Consider the following 20,925-nt stretch of genomic DNA (forward strand, 5'->3'; position numbering starts at 1 on the left):
GAGAAGGGAAGCAGAGCCGGCGCACCGTTTGCGCTATGCTGCGAGACGGTACTGGTGCTAAGTAACAGAATTAGCGGCAGCTGCCTTGTAGTGCACTTCCGGCTGGGCCCGCAGCCGCTCGGCGGCCCATTCCGGCGTGATGTCGCGCTGGGCGTTGGCCAGCAGCTCGTAGCCTACCATAAACTTGCGCACCGTGGCCGAGCGCAGCAGCGGCGGGAAGAAGTGCATGTGCAGGTGCCACTCCGGGTACGCCGGGCCGTCGGTGGGGCGCTGGTGCAGCCCCGCCGAGTATGGAAACGAGGTCTGGAACAGGTTGTCGTAGCGGATGGTGAGGCGCTGGAGGGCGTCGGCGAAGGCGTCTTTCTCATCTTCGGTGAGCTGGGTGAGGTCTTGCACGGCGCGGCGCGGCAGCAACAGCGTCTCGAAGGGCCAGCTGGCCCAGAAGGGCACCAGCGCCACCCAGTGCGCGTTTTCCAGCACCACGCGGCTTTGCTCAGCCAGCTCCAGGGCCAGGTAGTCGGTGAGCAGCGTGCGGCCGTGCTCCTGGAAGTAGGCCAGCTGCTGGCGGCTCTCCTTAGCCGGCTCGCCGGGCACGGTGCGCTGCGCCCAGATCTGGCCGTGCGGGTGCGGGTTCGAGCAGCCCATCACGGCGCCCTTATTCTCGAAAATCTGCACGTAGCCGATATCGGGGCGGGCGGCCAGCTCCCGGAACTGCTCGGTCCAGATGTCTACCACGCGGCGCAGGTCGGCTACCGGCATTTCGGGCAGCGTCAGGTCGTGGCGAGGTGAGAAGCAGATGACGCGGCCCAGCCCACTCTCGGCCTCGGCCCGCAGCAGCCCGCCCAGGTTAACGCTGCCGGCCGGCGCGTCCTCGCGCAGGGCCGCAAAGTCGTTGTCGAACACAAAGGTGCCGCGGTAGTCGGGGTTCTGGTCGCCGTTCACGCGGCCGTTGCCGGGGCAGAGGTAGCACGTCGGGTCGTGGGCGGGGCGACTGGCGGTATCGGGGGCTTCTTGCTGGCCCTGCCAGGGCCGCAGCGCCCGGTGCGGCGACACCAGCAACCACTCCCCATTCAGCGGATTATAGCGCCGGTGCGGCTGCTGGGCCAGATCGAAAGTAGCGGGGGCGGGCATGGTAGCGGGGTAGAGCGGGTGTCGGAGAGGTTTGAGAAACTTTTAGAACGTCATGCTGAGCTTGCCGAAGCATCTCGCGTGCTGACGCCGGATTACTATCACAACATCAGCACGCGAGATGCTTCGGCAAGCTCAGCATGACGTTCTTCTTAAGATGATGTTCTTCTGTCCTCATTACAGCACTGAAACCCCGCCGACGATGGTGGTCTGGTAGGTTTCGAGCGGGCGGCCCAGCTGCTGCTGAAACGCGGCGGCGGTGGCGGCAATGAAGCCCGGCACGGCCGCAGCCGGCAGCAGGTTGATAGTGCAGCCCCCGAAGCCGCCGCCCATCATGCGGGCCCCCAGCACCGCGGGCTGGCCCTGGGCCAGTTCCACCAGCAAGTCCAGCTCGGGGCAGCTCACCTGATAATCGTCGCGCAGGCCAGCGTGCGAGCCATACATCTGCTGCCCGAAAGCGGCCATGTTGCCGGTGGCCAAGTGCTGGCAAGCCGTTTCCACGCGCTGGTTTTCCTCCACCACGTAGCGGCAGCGGCGGTACACCACGGCGCCCAGTTCGGCCTGGTGTCGGGCCAGTTGTTCCAGTGTAGCATCGCGCAGGCTGTGCACCTGCGGGTAGTAGCGGCTGAGCACGGCCACGCCCTGCTCGCACTCCTGGCGGCGCGTGTTGTACTCGGAGCTGGCCAGGCTGTGCTTCACGCCGGAGTTGCAGAGCACAAGATGGTAAGCGGCCGAATCGAAGGGAAAATACTGGTGTTCCAGCGAGCGGCAATCCAGGCGCACCACTTGGCCCGCCTGCCCGCACAGGCTGGCAAACTGGTCCATAATGCCACACTGCACCCCGGCAAACTCGTGCTCGGCCTTCTGGGCAATATGCGCCAGCTCCAGCCGGCTCAAACCCAGGTGCAGCAGCTCGTTGAGCGCGAAGGCCAGGCCGCATTCCACGGCGGCCGACGACGACAGGCCCGCGCCCATCGGCACGTTGCCCCCAAACACGCAGTCGAACCCGGGCACCACCACGCCGCGCTGCTGCAGCTGCGCCACCACTCCCTGTAGGTAGTTGGCCCAGAGCGTAGCGCCGGGCTGTAGCGGCGCCGCGCACAACGGTTGTTCATGGGCTTCGGCTTTATCCAGCGAGAAGAGCCGGGCCGAATCCAGCCCGTTGAGTGCCACCGCAAACACGATTTCCTTGTCGATGGCTGCCGGCAGCACGAAGCCTTCGTTATAATCGGTGTGCTCGCCGATGAGGTTCACCCGCCCCGGGGCCCTGACCAGCAATGGGTTAGCGCCGTAGCGGTGCTGAAAAGATGCAAGAACGCGCTGTGCCAACATAGCATGGGCCAGTAAAGAAGCTGTGATTCGGTAGATGGCTGCAAATCTATGCAATCGATTGCAAAAGCAAATTCAAATCCCTGAAAATTTAGCTTCCAGTGCTGAGATCTTGTAGCAGGCGTTGCCGGTAACCTGGTGGCATAGCCTGTCTGTTGCAGCATCTTTCGCGCAATAGCCAGTGGGTAAGCTGGCTGGTGACCTGACTGCGGCCGATGCGGGCAGGCAGGCTAATCTGGTAGTAAGTATTTATCCGGCAACCAGCTGTTTGCTAGTGTTTTGAATAATTATTGTATTTGGATCTGGTTGGATATTGGGATGATAATCTATATTTATGCAATCGTTTGCAATTTGGCTAGATTGCTGACTGTAAACGCCCTCCCGATTACCCGCTCCCTCACCTGACGCCTCCCACCCCGATCCGGCTACCATATGCCTCGTATTGTTCTCCGTTTTCTTTGTGCAGCAACTCTTCTTGTAAGTGCCTGGGCCGCCGCTGCCCAAACCCCTGCTGCCGCCCCGCTGCCCACCGGCGACGTAGTGGTGGACGGGCGCGGGGTGTTGCGCTGGCAGCAGAATAAGCAGGAAGTAGCGCTGTTCGGGGTGAACTACACGGCCCCGTTTGCCCACGCCTACCGGGCCCATCAGGCGGTGGGGGCCAACCTCGAAAAGGCCATCGAGCAGGACGTATACCACCTTTCGCGCCTGGGCGTGGATGCGTTTCGGGTGCACGTCTGGGACGTGGAAATTACCGATACGCTGGGTAACCTGCAGGCCAACGAGCACCTGCGCCTCTTCGATTATCTGGTGGCGCAGCTCAAGCAGCGCGGCATCAAGCTGGTGCTCACTCCCATTGCGTACTGGAACAACGGCTACCCGGAGCGCGACTCGGGTACGGGCTTTTCCAGCATCTATTCCAAGGGGCAGGCTTACCGAAATCCGCGCGCCATCCGGGCTCAGGAAAACTACCTGACCCAGTTCCTCAACCACCGCAACCCCTACACCAAACAGCTCTACCGCGACGACCCCGACATCATCGCCTACGAGGTCTGCAACGAGCCCAAATACCAGGAGCCGGCGGCCGAGGTGACGACCTTTGCCAACCGCATGGTGGCCGCCATGCGCGCCACCGGCTACCGGAAGCCCATTTTCTACAACGTTTCCGAGAACCCCGACCTGGCCGGCGCCGTGCTGGATGCCAACATGGAGGGCCTGACGTTTCAGTGGTACCCGGCCGGGCTGGTGAGCGGCCACACGCTGCGCGGCAACCTGCTGCCCCACGTCGATAAGTACCCGATTCCGTTCCGAGCCGACGCCCGGTTTCAGCGCCGCGCTAAGCTGGTGTACGAGTTTGAGTCGGCCGATATTATCCAGCCGGTGATGTACCCCTTTATGGCTCGCAGCTTTCGCGAAGCCGGGTTTCAGTGGGCCACCCAGTTTGCCTACGACCCGCTGGCCATTGCCCACGCCAACACCGAGTACCAGACGCACTACCTCAACCTGGCCTACACGCCCGGCAAGGCCATCAGCCTGCTCATTGCCGGCAAGGTATTCCGCCAGACGCGGCGGGAGCAGCCGTTTCCGCGCTACCCCGCCGATTCTACGTTTGGGCCGTTTCGGGTGAGCTACCGCGAAGGGCTGAGCGAGATGAACACCGACGAGGAGTTTTATTATACGACTTCTACACAAACGATTGCGAAGCGCCCTTCGCGCCTGCGCCACCTGGCCGGCGTGGGCAGCTCGCCGCTGGTGCAGTACGGCGGTACCGGCGCCTACTTTCTCGACCGGCTGGCTCCCGGCGTGTGGCGGCTGGAGGTGCTGCCCGATGCGGTAGCCATCCGCGACCCGTTCGAGACGACCTCGCTGCAAAAAACTGTCACCCAGATTCTGTGGAACGACCAGCCGCTGCGCCTCACGCTGCCGGAGCTGGGCGAGTCCTTCAGCCTGCGCGGCCTCAACGCAGGTAACACCGCGCAGCTTCAGGCCACGGCGGGCCACCTGACCGTGCGGCCGGGCGTGTACCTGGTAGCGGCGGCCGGCAAAAGCACCGCCGCCTGGACGCCCGATTCGCGGCTGGGCACGTTGCGGCTGGGTGAGTTTGTGGCACCCGCGCCCACGGCCCTGGGGCCGCAGGTGTGGCACACGCCCGTGCCGCAGGCCACCGCTGGCCAGCCCCTCACCATCCGGGCCACGCTTTCGGGCCTGGCTCCCGCCGACAGCGTGTTTCTGGTGGCTCAGCACTATTATGGGCGCACTGTGCGGCTTCCCATGCAGCGGCCCGCCTACGCCACCGTGGAAGCCACCGTGCCGGCTGAGCTGACGTACGCCGGCCAGCTGCGCTACTGGATTGAGCTGAAGCAAAACGGCCGCACGCGCACTTTCCCAGGCGACTTCAGCGGTGCGCCGCGCGACTGGGACTACTTCGCGCGGGAGCGGTGGGAGGTGGCCCTGGTGGGCGCAAAAGCCCCGCTCGACCTGTTCCAGGCCGCCACCGACCAGGATCGGGTGGAAGCCCGCGCCCTGGTCCGCAACGCCTGGACCGACTACGTAACCACCGAGGCCACCGGCGCCCTGGCGTTGCGCTTCGTGCAAAGCAACCAAGCCGCCGCGTCTGCTACGGCCGCCGTGCCTGGTCCGGCGGCCAGCCTGCGCGTGTACTTCGCCGACAAGCTGCTGGGCCGCCCGACTGACGTGGCGGGCTTCCGGGAAGTGGTGGTGCGCGCCCGCGCCAGCCAGCCCGTGGGCGCGCAGCTGGTGCTGGCCACCAAAGATGCCGCCGCGTTTGTGGCCCCGCTGGCTCTCAGCACCGAAATGCAGGAAATCCGGGTGCCTCTCAGCGCCTTCCGGGCCGGGCCGCTGCTGCTGAGTCCGCGGCCGTACCCGGGGTTTCTGCCGCTGCAGTTCCAGTCGGCCACCGCTGCCGCACCCCTGAAACTGGCTGATACGGAAGTGCTGCAGCTGCTGCTCGACGCCGCTCTGGCCGGCGGCAGTGCCCCAGCGCACGTGGACATCGAGTCGGTGCAGCTGCGGTAGCGGCCGTGGTTTTTGTTTGTTTTCCAACAATACGCCTTATGAAAAAACGACTTCTACTTATACTGCTGCTGGCCTTGGGGGCCGGCTTCGGGCCGCACGCACAGGGCCAGACTGTACCGCTGGCCAAGGGGGCCGATGTGGGCTGGCTGACGGAGATGGAAGCCGCTGGCCGCACATTTGCCAACGCCGCCGGCGTGCGCCAGGACTTGCTGCAAACCCTGCGTGAGTACGATATGAATACCATCCGGCTGCGGGTGTGGGTGAACCCCGCTGGCGGCTGGAACGGCAAAAACGATGTGGTGGCCAAGGCCATCAGGGCCCGCGACAAGGGCTTTCGGCTGCTGATCGACTTCCATTACAGCGACAGTTGGGCCGACCCGGGCCAGCAGACCAAGCCTGCTGCCTGGCGCAACTTCACGCTGCCGCAGCTGCAGGAAGCCGTTTACAATCATACCTACGAGGTGCTCGACAGCCTCAAGGACAACGGCATTGTGCCGGAGTGGGTGCAGGTGGGCAACGAAACCAACGACGGCATGCTGTGGCCCGAGGGCCGGGCGTCCACCAACATGGCCGCCTTCGCCCAGCTCGTGGACCGGGGCTACGCTGCTGTGAAGGCCGTAAACCCGACGTCTAAGGTTATCGTGCACATTTCCAACGGGTTTAATAATGGCCTGTTCCGCTACCTGTTCGACGGGCTGCGTACCAACGGCGCGCGCTACGACGTCATCGGCATGTCGCTGTACCCGACGGCGGCCAATTGGCCCACGCTCACGGCCCAGTGCCAGGCCAACATGAACGACATGGTGAGCCGCTACCCCGGCAAGGAGGTGATGGTGGTGGAAACCGGCATGCCGGTTTCGGCGCCTATCCCGACCCGGCAGATGCTGCTGGATCTGCTGGCCAAAGTGCGCGCCGTACCTAACCAAAAGGGCCTTGGGGTGATGTATTGGGAGCCTCAGGCTTACAACTGGCAGGGCTACAATCTAGTGGCCTGGGATAACAGCGGCCGCCCTACCATTGCCATGGACGCCTTCCGCGACTCGCCGCCGGCTGAAGGCCTGGTGGTGAACCCTGGGTTTGAGTACACGGCTGCCACCCAGACACCGCTGGGCTGGCAGACTGCCGCCTCGGATGCTGCCGCCGATTTCACCCAGAACTATGGCCGCGCCAGTCTCTACCAACTCACGCACCAGCGTGCCGTGCCCTATCAGGCCCGCACCTACCAACTGCTGACCAACGTGCCCAACGGCACCTACACGCTGCGGGCCTGGGCCCAGAGCAGCGGCGGCCAGGCCGTGTGCCAGCTCTATGCCAACAGCAATGGCGGCGCCGAGCGCGCCACGGCCATCGCCGCCTCCGACGACTGGACGCGGGTGGAAGTAAGCAACATCGTCGTCAGCAACGGGCAGTGCGAAATCGGCCTGCGCTCCGATGCCGGGGCCAACAACTTTTGCGCGCTCGACGACGTGGAGTTTGTGGCCGCCACAGTGAACAGCGTGCGCGCCGCCACCGACAATATCTTGGATGCGCAACTGTTCCCGAACCCCGCCAGCCAGCGTAGCACCGTGCGCTACACCCTGGCCCGCCCCGAAACCGTGCGCCTGACGCTGCACTCACTCACGGGCCAGCTCGTGCGCGACTTCGGTCCGGCGCAGCCCAAGGGCAGTGGCCTGCACACCCAGACGCTGGAGCTGGGCGGCACGCTGGCGCCTGGCATCTACCTGCTGCGCATTGCCCACGACGACCAGTTCACGATGCGCAAACTCATCAGGCAGTAACCTCAGTCAACGCCGAAATGCGGGGCCTTCTACCCGGCGGGTCCCGCATGTTGCTCACTCATTGACGAATACTCAACAACCCAAACCCACCATTTTTCTCCTTTTTTATGAAAAACCTTTTCTCTTTCGTTGCGCTGGGATGCCTGGCAACGGCCTCGCTGACTGCACAGGCCCAGTTCACGTTGGATGGCCGCGCTACGGCCGCCGAAATTGGTGCCGGCGTGGGCAAGTACCAGCTGGCCGGTACTTATACCGGCAACCACCTCGATACCGACCGGGGCCTGAAGGCGCTGTACGTGGGCTACACCGCCACCACGCTCAACATAATGGTGGTGGCCTCGGCCGAAGCGCCTGACGTGGCTACCACGTTCGGATACCGTGCGCTGGTGCTGTATCTCAACACGCCGGCCCGCACGGGTGCCCCGGCCGGTCTGCCGTTGCTGGGTAGCGCCGATGGGCAGTCGCCGCTGCGGCATATACCCACGCTGGACATGCAGACCGACTACGGTTTCCGCGCTTCTGTTGGGCCTGCTACCGCTGCGGCTACCGACGTGTATTTCAGCGCAGTATCGTACGTGACGGGTACGGCCGTGGCGGCCGGTACCGATCCTTATGTGGGCCAGGGCAGCAAGACGGGCGCCGTTGTGACTTCGGCTACTACTGTACTGCCCGGCACCCGCTTCTCGTATTTCAACACCGCCAACCTGACGGCCAATACCACCAACGCCGGCCTGGAAATTGAGATTCCCCTCTCGGCCCTGGGCACCACTACACTCACGGCTGGCAGCCGCCTCGACCTGATGGCCGCTTACACCAACTCCAACGGCGACTTCTTCTCCGACGTGATTCCGCAGATTGCCGGCCGCACCACCGCGCTGGGCGTCGATCCGGATTTCTCCACCATTGCCGGTACACAGGCAGTGGCGTTTGTGCTGGGCTCGGGCGTGCTGGCGACGCGCGCCGAAACGGCCGCCGCGTTGGATTTCAACGTGTATCCTAACCCTGCGCCGGGCGCCGCTACCATCGCCTACCGCGTGCCCGCCGGTGCGCAACCCGTGACGCTGGCCGTGTACAACAGCCTGGGGCAGCAGGTGCGCTCGGTGGCCGAGCAGATGCAGGCCGGCAGCCAGCAGGTGCCGCTAGGCAACCTGACTGCTGGTGCGTACCTAGTGAAGCTGCGCGTAGGCGACCAGCTCACCAGTCGTAAAGTAGTTGTAGAGTAATCTATCGGGTACTTGCGTACTCTGGAGGCGGCGGCCGGCCCCAAACCGGGGTTGGTCGCCGTTTATTCGTCCCGGGTAGTTTGCCGGCAGTTGCGGCCATAGTTTGTGGTTGCAATAGAGCCTTTTCGTTTGTCATCATTCCTTTTTTCATGCGCTTCTTCTCTTTTCCTCTTTCTCTGCTGAGTGCCCTGAGCATGCTAGTGTTGGCCCTGGCCAATCCGGCGGCGGCCCAGGTGCGGCAGGAAACCCTGCTGACCACCGACTGGAAGTTCAGCAAGGGCGAGCTGCCCGACGCGGCCCGGCCGGAGTTCAACGATGCCCAGTGGCAAACCGTGCGCGTGCCCCATGACTGGGCCATTTACGGCCCCTTCGATGGCAACAACGATTTGCAGGAGGTGAAAATCGAGCAGAACCAGGAGCAGAAGGCCACCCTGAAAGCGGGCCGCACCGGCGGGCTGCCGTTCATTGGCACGGGCTGGTACCGGCGGCGCCTGGCGGTGCCGGGCTTCGGGCCGGGCAAGCGGGCAGTGCTGCTCTTTGATGGGGCCATGAGCAACGCGCGCGTGTTCGTGAACGGCCGCGAGGTAGGCAACTGGCCCTACGGTTACAACTCGTTTTCCTTCGACATCACCAGCTTTCTGAAGCCCACCGGCGCCGACAATGTGCTGGCCGTGCGCCTGCAAAACCAGCCCGAAGCCTCACGTTGGTACCCCGGCGCCGGCCTCTACCGCAACGTACACCTCATCGTAACCGACGAAGTGCACATTCCGGTGTGGGGCACTTACCTGACCACGCCCGAAATCAGTGCCAGCCAAGCCAGCGTGCAGCTGCGCACGCAGGTAGCCGGCGCGGGCTCGGCGGCCAATCTGCGGCTGGAAACCGAAATCTGCGACGCGGCCGGCCGCATCCTGACCACCACTTCCACGCCGCTGGTGGTGGGCGCGGCAGCTGTTGATCAGCGCCTGCTGGTGCCTTCCCCCAAGCTGTGGTCGCCGGAAACGCCGGTACTTTACACGGCTTCCTCGAAGCTGTTCGCCGGCGAAACGCTGAAAGACACGTACGTGACCCGCTTCGGGATTCGCTCCTTCAAGTTTGAGGCAAATAAAGGCTTCTCCCTGAACGGGCAGCCGCGCAAGCTCCGGGGCGTATGCAACCACCACGACTTGGGCCCGCTGGGCGCGGCCGTGAACGTGGCCGCGCTCCGTCGTCAGCTCACGCTGCTGAAAGATCTGGGCGCCGATGCCATCCGGACCACCCACAACATGCCGGCCCCGGAGCTGGTGAGTCTGGCCGACGAAATGGGCTTCATGCTGATTGTGGAGTCGTTTGACGAGTGGAAAAAGCCCAAGGTGAAGAACGGCTACAGCCAATACTTCGATGAGTGGGCCGAGAAGGACTTGGTGAACATGGTGCATCGTGACCGAAACCACCCTTCAGTAATCCTATGGAGCATCGGCAACGAGGTGCCTGACCAGTGGGCCCCGGGCGGCGTGGCCATTGCCAAGCGCCTTCAGGATATTGTACACCGCGAGGACCCTACGCGCCCCGTCACCGTTGGGATGGACCAGTTTGATGCGGTGGTGAAAAACGGTTTTGCCGCGCTACTCGACGTGCCGGGCTTCAACTACAAGCCCAGCCGCTACCCCGAAGCCCGCGCCAAGCTGCCCCAGGGCCTGATGCTGGGCTCAGAAACGGCTTCCACGGTGAGTAGCCGGGGCGTGTACAAGTTTCCGGTGGAGTTGGCCAAGCAGAAGAAATACCCCGACAACCAGTCGTCGTCGTATGACCTGGAGTCGTGCGTGTGGTCGCAGACGCCCGACGAGGAGTTTGTAATGCAGGATTCGCTGAACTACGTGATGGGCGAGTTCGTCTGGACCGGGTTCGACTACCTGGGCGAGCCCACGCCGTATGACGAGGCCTGGCCGTCGCACAGCTCCTACTTCGGTATTCTGGACCTGGCTGGCCTACCCAAGGACCGGTACTACCTCTACCGGGCCCGCTGGAACCCCGCGCCCACGCTGCACCTGCTGCCCCACTGGACTTGGCCCGGCCGCGAAAACCAGACCACGCCCGTGTTCTGTTACACCAACTACCCCGAGGCCGAGCTGTTCGTGAACGGCCAGAGCCAGGGCCGCCGCCGCAAAACCACCAGCGGCCCCCTGCAGACCCGCTACCGCCTGATGTGGAACGACGTGAAATACGTGCCCGGCACCCTGAAAGTAGTAGCCTACAATGCCGCCGGCCAGCCCGTAGCTACCGAAGAGGTGCACACTGCCGGCGCCCCCCACCACATCCGCCTGACTACTGACCGCGCCACCCTCCGCGCTGATGGCGAGGACCTGGCCTACGTGACGGCCCGCGTGGAGGACGTCAAAGGCAACCTCTGCCCCGAAGCCACCAACCAGCTGCAGTTTGCCGTGCGCGGTGCCAGTCAGTTTAGGGCCGCTGCCAACGGCAACGCCGCCAGCCTGGAGCTGTTCCACGAGCCGCAGATGAAGGCTTTCCAGGGTCAGCTGGTGGTGCTGGTGCAAGCCACCAATAAAGCCGGCAAAGCGCAGCTTGAAGTCAGCAGCCCCGGCCTGAAAAGCGGCGTATTGAAGCTGAAGACAACCAAGAGAGGCTAGTAAGACAATAAAAGCCCTAAAAAGACAAGCCTCAAAAACTGCAAATCTGATGACAGATGCAGTTTTTGAGGCTTGTCTTTTAGGAGCTGAACGTTACTCCGATGTACCCGGAGCCGGAATCGAACCGGCATATCTTTCGATATCGGTGTTTGAGACCGACGCGTCTACCAGTTCCGCCATCCGGGCGTCTACCGTGCCTGTGGTAGATCAGGAACGGGTGGCAAACTTAGCCAGACTTTCTTGAATGCGCAAGAGGTAACGCTTTTTCAGGTAGTAGGTGCGTACCTGCTGCAGTGCCTGCGGGCGAGCGTCTGCCGGTAGCTTGTCGTAACTGGCCAGCACAGGTTCGATGCCGGTTTCCAGCGTGTGCGTAAGGGCGTTAACGTCGCTTTCGAGCTGGCTGACAAGGGTCGGGTCGGAGTCGAATTCCAGCTCCATCAGCTGCTCATTCAGCTCCATTACTGCCATTAAAAAATCAGCGGGCAGGTCCTGCTTGCCTTCCTCCAGCAGTCCATGGCGCTGCAGAATGTAAGCCATCCGGCGGTCAGCGTCGGAGAGCGTGCGGTAGGCGTTGGTGTTGAGCGTGGCCAGCATCAGCACTTCCTGCTGCTGTTCGGGGCTTTCCGTGGCGTGGAAGTCGGGGTGATATTGGCGGCTCAGAGCGTAGTATTTGCTCTTGATGGCCTTCTCGTCCGGCTGAAACGATTCCGGGAGCTCATAAAAGGCAAAGTAGTCGGTTGCGGGCATGGGGTAGGAGAGGAGTGAGGCCGACACGGCCGGCAGACGCTGTACGTGTGCTGCAGCGAAAACAAGCTGGCCCGGCCCGGAAATATTACTGCGGGCTGCTGCCTGCACTCAGGCCAGGGAAGGCTGGTGCAACAGAAAAGGCCAGCGGTGGCGCGGCAAACAGCGCCTTGGTAGCCGGCCATACCTGCCCGAACAAAGCCGACCGACGGTAGGCGTTCAGGGCTTCGGCCGATTCCCAGTGGCTGTGGGTACAGTACACGTGCGGCTGGTCGGCGTCCTGCCACAATTCCAGAAAACGGCAGCCAGGCATGCTTCTGATCAGGTCTTCTGAAGCCTGAAATAGCTGCAGAAAGTCAGGCACCCGCTCCGGAGTAAAGGTCATGCGCACAATGCGAATCAGCATACAGATGGCTTGCAGGGAATGAGAGTATCTATCTGCTTATTGATTAACATAATAAATAGATAAAAGAAAAAAACAGGCTTTATGGCGCTTCGCGTGGCATTCAGGCCGACTGTCTAGCTGTCTAGCGCGAACCGCACGTCTACTTGCGAATCGAAATGCAGCCCCAGCAGCTCCGACGCGTTGCCCTGGTTGATGCCGATGCACAGCTGGTCTTGGCTGTTGAAGATGCAGACTGCCTCGCCCGGATCCGCGTCCTGAAAATGGGTGGCAATGCTACGCACGGTTTCGCGCGCGAAGTGGATGGCGCAAGGCCTGTCGCGGCCGATAACTTCCACCGCCGACCGGGTGATGTTGGTAATGAGGTTGCCGTAGTGGTCGACGTGCACCACATGGCCCGTGATGCGGTGGTCCTGCAGCCGCACCTGGCGGTTGAGCAGCGAGTAGAGGTCGGTGGTAAGGGGGCCCAAATCCTGAAGCGCCCCGCCCTGGGCCAGATGCACGGCGGCCGGCGCCAGCAGGTCGCGGGTGGGGGAGGCGGTGGGGCGGGCCGGCGGGGGCAGGGCTACCAGCGCGTCGGGCTGGCCGTCGCAGAGCAGGGCCAGCAGGCCGTTGTCGGCTGCCACAAAGTAATGGCCCTGGAAGCTGGCCGCATGCCACGCCGCCCGGGGGCTGCCCAAATCGTTGACACCCACCAGGTGCACGGTACCGGCCGGAAAATCACGAAATACGGCCTGCAGAACATGCAGGGCGTGGGCGATGTTGAAAGGTTCGATGGCGTGCGTGATGTCGAGCACCGGAACAGTGGGTGCCAGCTGCAGAATCCGCGCTTTCACTGCCGCTACGTAATGGTCGCGGTAGCCAAAGTCAGACAGAAACGTAATCAACCCCATTGCCGTAAATCCTGCGTTCTTCGTACTATTGCTCAGGTGCCTCAAGGGCGGCAAAAGTAGGCTATTTAGCTGAACCGTCCCCTTTTTCCGGGGTGCCTTTTTCCTAACTCCCTCGTTACAAAACCCCCACAGATTGGTCGAGAAAGTCATCACGCTCGAAAACGTGTCCCTGATTGATTTCCTGGGACCCGACAACCAGAATATCCGCCAGCTTGCGGCGGCCTTTCCGGGCAGCAAAATTATTTCACGCGGCAACGAGATTAAGATTCAGGGCCAGACACTGGTTATCAGCCGCATCAACGACATCCTGTCGGCCCTGATTGAGCACTACCACCAGTACGGCCAAATCACGGAGAAAACCGTTTCGCAATACCTGTCTTCGGCCGATGAAGACCAGCAGGACCGTGTGCTGGCGGCTTCGCCCGACGTCATCTTGTTCGGTGACAAGGGCGGCGTCATCAAGGCCAAAACGGCCAACCAGCAGCGCCTCGTGGACGCCGTGCTGAAGCACGACCTAGTATTTGCGCTGGGGCCGGCTGGTACCGGCAAAACCTATATTTCGGTTGCGCTGGCCGTGCGGGCCCTCAAAAACAAGGAGGTGAAGCGCATCATCATCTCCCGGCCCGTGGTGGAGGCCGGCGAAAGCCTCGGCTTCCTGCCAGGCGACATGAAGGAGAAGGTCGACCCCTATCTGCGCCCGATTTACGATGCGCTGGAAGACATGCTGCCGGCCGAAAAGCTGAAGCTGTACCTGGAAAACAAGACCATCGAAATTGCCCCGCTGGCCTACATGCGCGGCCGGACGCTCAACAACGCGTTTGTGCTGCTCGATGAAGCCCAGAACACCACTCCCTCGCAACTGAAGATGTTTCTGACCCGCATGGGCCCCTCTGCGAAGGTGATGGTGAACGGCGACCGAAGCCAGGTTGACTTGCCCACCAAGCAGAAATCGGGGCTGATGCAGGCGCTCGATATTCTGCGCGACGTGTCGGGCATCGGCTTTGTGGAAATGAGTGCCGAGGACGTGGTGCGCCACCGCTTGGTGAAGCAGATTGTGCTGGCCTACGACAAGTTCGACGTGGAAGCCCAGCAGGAGCAGGCCAACCAGGCCAACCGCCCCATCCGGCAGGCGCAGCCCTACCGCCGCCCCGCCGGCCCCGGCTCCACCTCTACCGACCCCAGCCGCCACCCCGATGCCCGCCGCGAGGACGACGGCATGACGGCCCTGCCCGTTAACCACGAGCAGTAAAGCACGAATCCGGCTGATTCAGTTGATGCCTTACAACAGCGGCGGTCCTTACGGGGCCGCCGTTTTTGTTTGCGCATTGGCCTGGCAATGCGCTGGGTTGGCTACTTTCGCCGCTACTTCGGCTCCGCAGAACGGGGAGCCTTTCTTTGCTACAAACCTCGAAATCATGGAAACTGCGCGCGTACACCGAGTTACTTCCGCGGCTGATCTGGCGGCGGCGCTGGCGGTCCGGCATACCGTATTTGTGCTGGGCCAGAACGTGCCCGCCACGCTGGAGCAGGACGCCCACGACCACACCGACGCCACCCACTACCTTGCCTTGGCGGCCGATAACACGCCCTGCGGCGCCGCCCGCTGGCGCCCCACCGAGAAAGGCGTGAAGCTGGAGCGCTTTGCCGTGCTGGCCGACTACCGCAACCAGCAGGCTGGGGCCGCGCTGCTCCGGCAGGTGCTGCTGGATGTGGATGCCGCGCACCCCGCCGCCACTGTCTATCTGCACGCCCAGCTGCCGGCCGTGCGCTTTTATGAGCGGCACGGCTTTCATCAGCTGGGCCCACAGTTCGAGGAAGGCGGCCTGCAGCACTACAAAATGGTGTGGCAGCGCCCGGCGTAGGCTGGCCGGGGAAGGCAGTAGCGGCGGGCAGCAAAGATGCCCCGTAGTTGCCTTGCCGGCCGTGCCCGGTTGCGTGTAGTGTAGTCGCCTGCTTTCTGATATATTGGCTATCGAATACCATATATAGTAAGTGCTGCTATGCTCCACTGGGCCTCCTATGCATTCGTGCGCCTGACGCTGGCATTGATGGCCGGCATCCTCACCTGCCTGTATTTCGGCGAAACGCTGCCCGTGCTGGTGTGGCCGCTGGCGGGGCTGGTGGGCGTGTTCCTGATAATCCAGTGGCGCATGTGGCGCCATCCCAACCCCGCTGTGGCAGATAAGGCCGGTTTGCTGGCGCTGGCGGCGGTGTATGTGGCCGGGGCCGCCTTCATGCAGCAGGCCACTGAGTCGCGCCGGCCCGACCACCTCTACCGCTTCGGGCAGAAAATCGAATTCTACCGGGCCGTGGTGGACGACTACACGGTGGTGCGGCCGGCCACCTACGCTACCACCGTGCGGGTGTCGGCGGTGCGGGTGGCCGGGCGGTGGCAGCCAGCGGTGGGCGGCATCCGGATATCGGTGCCGCGCGACTCGGGCGTGACGGCCCCGCAGTACGGCGACCTGTGGCTGGTGCGCGGCGCGCCCGCGCCCAGCAAAGCCCCGCTCAACCCCGGCGAGTTCGACTACCGGCGTTACCTGCAGTACCACCAGGTCTACCATCAGCAGTTCATTCACCCCGACCAGTACCAGCGCATCGGCATAGCGCCGCCCAGCCTGCTGAAGGCGGCGGCCATGCGGGCTGCCCGCGTGCTCGATGGGGTGTTCAGGCAATACGTGGTGGCCCGGCGCGAATATGCGTTGGCGTCGGCGCTGGTGCTGGGCATCAAGGACGACATCGACCAGGAAACCAAGCAGGCCTACGCCAATACTGGCACCACCCACATCATGGCCGTGTCGGGGCTGCAGGTGGGGCTGCTGTTCGGGGCCGTATCGGGGCTGCTGGGGTGGCTGCCGGGGCGGCGGGGGCCGTGGTTCCGGCTGCTGACAGCGCTGCTGGGGCTGGCCGTAATCTGGAGCTACGCCTTCCTGACGGGGCTGTCGGCGTCGGTGCTGCGGGCGGCGGTGATGTTCACGTTCATCATTGTGGCGCGGGCCTCGCAGCGGCAAACCAACATGTTCAACACGCTGGCCGTGGCGGCTTTCTGCCTGCTCTGCTACGACCCCTATCTGCTTTGCGACGTAGGGTTTCAACTGTCGTTTCTGGCCGTTATCAGCATCGTGTATCTGCAGCCGCGCATCGGGGCTTGGCTGGACGTGAAGAACTACTTCCTGGAAAAACAGCGGCCCTGGCAGCCGAAACCGGTGCAGAAGGCCTGGAAAGCCACCAGCTGGACGCTCGACAAAGTCTGGCAGGCCACGGCGCTGTCGTTGGCGGCGCAGGTGGCCACGTTTCCGCTCGGGCTGTTCTATTTCCACCAGTTTCCGCTCAGCTTCCTGTTTTCCAACCTGGTGGCCGTGCCCATTTCCAGCGGCGCGGTGTACGTGGGGCTGGCTTTGCTGGCTCTGAAAGGGATTGTAGCCCTGGTCGGGCTGCTGTCGTCGGGGCTTGGGCAGGCGCTGGATGTGGTGCCGCAGGCGGTGGCCTGGGTGTTCGAGAAGATGATCTGGCTGTTCAACGAGTACATCTTCTGGATCGGGCGCACCATGCCCGGGGCGCTGATTTCCGGCATTCACGTTACGGCGCCGCAGGCCTGGCTGGTGTTCGGCATCATCCTGACACTGCTGGCCTTTTTTCGGCTGAAAAAGCTGGTCTGGCTGGGGTTGGCCTGCCTGCTGATGGGCAGCTTTGCCGGCAGCCGCGTGTGGGCCGCCCACCGCCTCGCCCCCGACGAGCAGCTCATTGTATACAGCATTCCGCGGCGGTCGGTGCTGGGCTTCTGGCAGGGCGCGGCGGCCCACATCGTCAGCGCCGACTCGCTGCCGCTCACCGAAACCGAGCGTACCTACCGCATCGTGCCGGGCATCATTCAGCGTGAGGCCCGGGCCGTCAGCTACCATACCCGCTGGCGCGGGTCGTCGGTGCCGGCCCTGGCCGACACGGCCGCGCAGCCCGGGATGGTGCTGGCCGTGTGGCGTGGCGTGCGGGTGGCTTTGGTGAGCGGGCCGCTGGCCGGTGCCCGGCGCCCGGTGCCGGCCGAGGTGGTGGTGCTGCGCCGCAACGCCCGGGTGTGGCCCGAGGATCTGGCGGCGGTTTTTAGCCCGGCCGCCATAATCGTGTTCGATTCTTCCTGCAAATCCTGGTATGTGGAATCGATGCGAAAAAGGCTGCAACCTATTGGTTGGCAGCTACATGATGTGGCGATGCAGGGCGCATTCGTCTGGCAGGTAGGGTCCATTGACGCGCCAAACCGCTAGCTCAACGAAACTCGCTTGCCCCATAGCCCGCTATATAGTTTACTTACCGCATCATTTTTGTTAGGTTTGGCTGGTTCCGATCTGACGATGCCGATTTGGTGGTGCCCGGCCGCTCTGCTGCGCAGAGCCAGTCCCGTGCTGCTGCTCACCGTTGCAACCCCCTGGTATTCTATGGATAACATGCCCACGCAAGAGTTGGAGGCCCTGCGCTTCATCCGCTACGAGGCGGCTGATGCCATCGGCTACATCACCCTCAACCGCCCCGATAAACGCAATGCCCTCAGCGCCGACATGGTGACGGAGCTGAAGCTGGCGTTCGAGTATGCCGACGACGACGACGCCTGCAAAGTGGTGGTGCTGCGCGCCGAAGGCCCGGCTTTCTGCGCCGGCGCCGACCTGGCCTATATTCAGGAGCTGCAGGGTTTCGGCTACACCGATAACCTGGCCGATTCCACGCACCTGATGCAGCTGTTTCACCAGATCTATACCCTCAAGAAGGTAGTGATTGCGCAGGTGCAGGGCCACGCGCTGGCCGGCGGCTGCGGCCTCGTCACGGTCTGCGACTTCGCGTTCAGCGTGCCTGAGGCCCGGTTTGGCTACACCGAGGTGAAAATCGGGTTTCTGCCGGCCATTGTGAGCGTGTTTCTGCTGCGCAAAGTAGGAGAGGCCCGCACCAAGCAGCTGCTGCTCACCGGCGATGTGCTGCCCGCCGCCCGGGCCCTGGAGTTGGGGCTGCTCACCGCCGTGGTGGAGCCCGCCGAGCTGGCCGCGCACGTGTATGCCTTCGCCCGCCGCTTGTGCGTCGAGAACTCCACGCAAAGCATGGAAATCACGAAGGAGATGCTGGCGCGCCTGCCCGAAATGCCTTTGGAAGACAGCCTGCGCTATGCTGCCCAGCTCAACGCCGAGGCTCGTGGCTCTGTTGACTGCCGCCGGGGCATTGCGGCTTTCCTGGCCAAGGAAAAGATCAGCTGGGATAACTAACTTTGGATGGTTTAATGGCTGAATTGTTGAATGGCTGATTGTTCTGCTATATCTGTCAGAACGAGCAGCCATCTAACAATTCAGCCATTAAACAATTATCCAAAAACCGTGGTTTTCTCCGCATGACGACGCTGGACGCCTTCGCCATTTCGGCAACTACTTTTCTGGGCATGGAATTCGTTGCGTGGTTCATGCACCGTTTCGTGCTGCACGGGCCGTTGTGGTTTCTGCACCGGTCGCACCATGTGCGGCACCCGCACCGCTTCGAGCGCAACGATTTTTTCTTTCTATTCTACGGTTCGCTGTCGGCGCTGCTCATCATCTATGGCGCGCCCGAGAAGGACTGGCGCTTCTGGATGGGCGTGGGCATTGCTGCCTATGGTACGCTCTATTTCTTTGTGCACGATGTGCTGATCCACGGACGGATGCGTTTCTGGCGCAAGTCGCGCAATACGTATCTGCGGGCCCTGAATATGGCCCACAAGATGCACCACAAGGCCAATACCCGCGACGGATCCGAAGAATTCGGGCTGCTGTGGGTGTCGCCGAAATATTTTGAGCTGGCTGTGCGCCGGCCCGCGCCCACCCGCACATTGCGGCCCCGGGCAGTATCCACCATGGAAGAAAAAGAAGGAGGCCGTTAGCAGTGGGACATTTTTCCATCAGTGACCTGGAGCAACTCTCCGGGATTAAGGCACACACCATCCGCATCTGGGAGCAGCGCTACGGCATTCTGCGGCCCGTGCGCACCGCCACCAACATCCGCACCTACTGCGACGACGACCTGCGCCGCCTGCTAAACGTGGCCACGCTCTGCAGCCGCGGCTACCGCATTTCCAAAGTAGCCCAGCTTAGTGAGCAGGAAATGGAGCAGGCGGTCATTGCCTGCAACGACGACGCCAACAACTACTGCCAGCAGGTGCACGCCCTGATGGCCGCCATGCTGGCCATGGACGAGGTGCAGCTCAATCAGCTGCTCAACGGCTCCATCCGGCGGATGGGCTTCGAGGCGGCCGTGCTGCACATTGTGTACCCGTTCATGCAGCGCATCGGTGTGATGTGGCAGGCCGGCAGCGTCAATCCTGCCCACGAGCATCTGGTGACGCACCTGCTTCGCCAGAAGATAATGGCCGCCACCGACTCGCTGCCCGCCGTCCGGCCGGCCGATGTGCGCCGCTGGGTGCTGTTTCTGCCCGAAGGCGAGATGCACGAGCTGGCCCTGCTCTTTATGAATTTTGCGCTCCGGTCGCGCGGCCATCATGTGCTGTACTTGGGCCAGAACCTGCCGATTGACGGGCTGGCCGAGGTGTGCCAGATGTACCAGCCGCATACCGTCTGCACGGTGCTCACCGCCGTGCCCGACCGTACCCAGCTGCAGGAGTTTGTGGAAGAGTTGCGGCAGGTATGTGCCAGCGCCACAGTACTGCTCTACGGCCCCGTAGCCCAGGCAGAGTCGGTGGTGCTGCCCCCGCACATGGTGCGTCTGCAGATGATGACCGATTTTCTGGCTTTCGCTGACCAGATGCAGGAGGCAGTGGCCGAGCCGGCGTAAGAAAAGGATGCCGATTTGCTGTTGAACAACAAAACCGGTGTACGTACATCTAACGGCCTGTTTCAGGGGCATTTGGGTGGTGGAAATGCGTTGAAACCGGGGCTCACGAATGGCCGCTATGGTGGGCAGGGCCGAATCTTATTCAAATAAATATAGACTGATTATCAGATAGTTCGTAAGCAAAGAGTCTACATGCCCGACAGGAGTAGAGGACTGAAAAAAATAGTTGAGGGTCATGCATCCGACTTCCGGATTAGCACGTATATTTGTTTAACTTTTTGCCACGAAAAGCTAAACAGCATGACCTCACTGGAATTCACCAACCAAGTACAGAAGATTTCCTATTCGCTGAAGCCCGTGGCGATGAACCTGACCCGCGACGCCGATGATGCCAAAGACCTGGTACAGGAAACTTTGCTCAAAGCGCTGCTCAACAAGGACAAGTTCAAGGCTGGCACCAACCTCAAGGCGTGGTTGTACACCATCATGCGCAACACGTTTATCAACAACTACAATAAGATAACGAAGCGCAACAGCAATATTGATTCCACGGAGTACTTCCAGTACTTCAACACCGACGAAAACTATATCACCCACAACGGAGCTACCTCCGACTTCGTAGTAACGGATATCAACCAGGCCATTGCCAGCCTGTCGGCTGACTACCGGACGCCGTTCATGATGTACTACATCGGCTACAAGTACCTGGAAATTGCGGAGAAGCTGCAAATCCCGATAGGAACCGTCAAAAACCGCATTCACATTGCCCGCAAGGAGCTCAAGGATGCGTTGAAGGTATACGCCCCCGGCGTGTAGGGAATAGGGAGAGAGTATACCCCGCCCCGGGCGTATCACGGGCCGCGAATGACGCCATTGGGCGCTGTTCGCGGCCCGTTTGTTTGGGGGCCTGCCCGAAAAGCCGAACATAATTTCGGCGATTTTCCTCGGGCTTCACAAACCTATGCCGTGGCTGGC

16 protein-coding genes and 1 tRNA gene are annotated in these 20,925 nt (G+C 62.4%); 11 read left to right on the forward strand and 6 right to left on the reverse strand.

Translation table 11 applies throughout. The features are described 5' to 3' along the window. Nucleotides 1-57 precede the first annotated feature (57 nt). Both O3303_RS01355 and galK read right to left on the reverse strand, forming a co-directional pair. Nucleotides 58-1,131, reverse strand: a complete 1,074-nt coding sequence (locus O3303_RS01355) for a UDP-glucose--hexose-1-phosphate uridylyltransferase (RefSeq protein WP_269560276.1) — start codon at nucleotides 1,129-1,131, stop codon at nucleotides 58-60. 174 nt (nucleotides 1,132-1,305) lie between these two features. Then, nucleotides 1,306-2,460 carry a galactokinase gene (galK, locus tag O3303_RS01360; RefSeq protein ID WP_269560277.1) on the reverse strand — a complete coding sequence of 385 codons (1,155 nt, stop codon included), beginning with the start codon at nucleotides 2,458-2,460 and terminating at the stop codon, nucleotides 1,306-1,308. A gap of 429 nt (nucleotides 2,461-2,889) precedes the next feature. Between galK and O3303_RS01365 the strand changes: the two genes are divergently transcribed. From O3303_RS01365 to galB, 4 genes are all read left to right on the forward strand, one after another. After that, nucleotides 2,890-5,490: a cellulase family glycosylhydrolase gene (locus O3303_RS01365; RefSeq protein ID WP_269560278.1), complete on the forward strand. Its 2,601-nt coding sequence runs from the start codon at nucleotides 2,890-2,892 to the stop codon at nucleotides 5,488-5,490. Between the two features lie 38 nt (nucleotides 5,491-5,528). Then, nucleotides 5,529-7,268: a glycosyl hydrolase 53 family protein gene (locus tag O3303_RS01370; protein ID WP_269560279.1), complete on the forward strand. Its 1,740-nt coding sequence runs from the start codon at nucleotides 5,529-5,531 to the stop codon at nucleotides 7,266-7,268. A gap of 107 nt (nucleotides 7,269-7,375) precedes the next feature. Further along, the gene (locus tag O3303_RS01375) at nucleotides 7,376-8,491 is read left to right on the forward strand and encodes a T9SS type A sorting domain-containing protein (RefSeq protein ID WP_269560280.1); all 1,116 of its coding nucleotides are present in this window, start codon (nucleotides 7,376-7,378) and stop codon (nucleotides 8,489-8,491) included. 149 nt (nucleotides 8,492-8,640) lie between these two features. Then, nucleotides 8,641-11,115: a beta-galactosidase GalB gene (gene galB / locus O3303_RS01380; protein ID WP_269560281.1), complete on the forward strand. Its 2,475-nt coding sequence runs from the start codon at nucleotides 8,641-8,643 to the stop codon at nucleotides 11,113-11,115. A 104-nt stretch (nucleotides 11,116-11,219) separates the two neighbouring features. On the opposite strand, the gene O3303_RS01385 is transcribed toward galB, so the two are convergent. The 4 genes from O3303_RS01385 to O3303_RS01400 form a co-directional block, all read right to left on the reverse strand. Further along, a tRNA-Leu gene (locus O3303_RS01385) sits at nucleotides 11,220-11,301 on the reverse strand. 21 nt (nucleotides 11,302-11,322) lie between these two features. Then, the gene (gene hscB, locus O3303_RS01390; protein WP_269560282.1) at nucleotides 11,323-11,862 is read right to left on the reverse strand and encodes a Fe-S protein assembly co-chaperone HscB; all 540 of its coding nucleotides are present in this window, start codon (nucleotides 11,860-11,862) and stop codon (nucleotides 11,323-11,325) included. Between the two features lie 85 nt (nucleotides 11,863-11,947). Next, nucleotides 11,948-12,265, reverse strand: coding sequence for a putative quinol monooxygenase (locus O3303_RS01395; protein ID WP_269560283.1), 318 nt, complete (start codon nucleotides 12,263-12,265; stop codon nucleotides 11,948-11,950). A gap of 113 nt (nucleotides 12,266-12,378) precedes the next feature. Next, on the reverse strand, nucleotides 12,379-13,155 hold the full coding sequence (locus O3303_RS01400) for an SAM hydrolase/SAM-dependent halogenase family protein (RefSeq protein ID WP_269560284.1): 777 nt from the start codon (nucleotides 13,153-13,155) through the stop codon (nucleotides 12,379-12,381). Between the two features lie 133 nt (nucleotides 13,156-13,288). Here O3303_RS01400 and O3303_RS01405 point away from each other — a divergent pair, with 133 nt between their 5' ends. The 7 genes from O3303_RS01405 (at nucleotide 13,289) to O3303_RS01435 (ending at nucleotide 20,766) form a co-directional block, all read left to right on the forward strand. After that, nucleotides 13,289-14,404: a PhoH family protein gene (locus O3303_RS01405; RefSeq protein WP_269560285.1), complete on the forward strand. Its 1,116-nt coding sequence runs from the start codon at nucleotides 13,289-13,291 to the stop codon at nucleotides 14,402-14,404. Nucleotides 14,405-14,570: 166 nt separating this feature from the next. Continuing rightward, nucleotides 14,571-15,017, forward strand: a complete 447-nt coding sequence (locus O3303_RS01410; RefSeq protein ID WP_269560286.1) for a GNAT family N-acetyltransferase — start codon at nucleotides 14,571-14,573, stop codon at nucleotides 15,015-15,017. 138 nt (nucleotides 15,018-15,155) lie between these two features. After that, on the forward strand, nucleotides 15,156-17,414 hold the full coding sequence (locus tag O3303_RS01415; protein ID WP_269560287.1) for a ComEC/Rec2 family competence protein: 2,259 nt from the start codon (nucleotides 15,156-15,158) through the stop codon (nucleotides 17,412-17,414). Nucleotides 17,415-17,585: 171 nt separating this feature from the next. Beyond that, nucleotides 17,586-18,398, forward strand: a complete 813-nt coding sequence (locus tag O3303_RS01420; protein ID WP_269560288.1) for an enoyl-CoA hydratase/isomerase family protein — start codon at nucleotides 17,586-17,588, stop codon at nucleotides 18,396-18,398. A 122-nt stretch (nucleotides 18,399-18,520) separates the two neighbouring features. Next, nucleotides 18,521-19,042, forward strand: coding sequence for a sterol desaturase family protein (locus O3303_RS01425; RefSeq protein ID WP_269560289.1), 522 nt, complete (start codon nucleotides 18,521-18,523; stop codon nucleotides 19,040-19,042). A gap of 2 nt (nucleotides 19,043-19,044) precedes the next feature. Further along, nucleotides 19,045-19,950 (forward strand): MerR family transcriptional regulator, encoded by a 906-nt coding sequence (locus O3303_RS01430; protein ID WP_269560290.1) that lies wholly within the window; start codon nucleotides 19,045-19,047, stop codon nucleotides 19,948-19,950. 300 nt (nucleotides 19,951-20,250) lie between these two features. Further along, a complete protein-coding gene (locus tag O3303_RS01435) occupies nucleotides 20,251-20,766 on the forward strand; it encodes a sigma-70 family RNA polymerase sigma factor (RefSeq protein WP_185887152.1) in 516 nt (171 codons plus the stop codon). The last annotated feature ends 159 nt before the right edge of the window (nucleotides 20,767-20,925 follow it).

Origin of the sequence: Hymenobacter canadensis, from assembly GCF_027359925.1 — a bacterium.
In the GTDB taxonomy this organism is placed as follows: domain Bacteria; phylum Bacteroidota; class Bacteroidia; order Cytophagales; family Hymenobacteraceae; genus Hymenobacter; species Hymenobacter canadensis.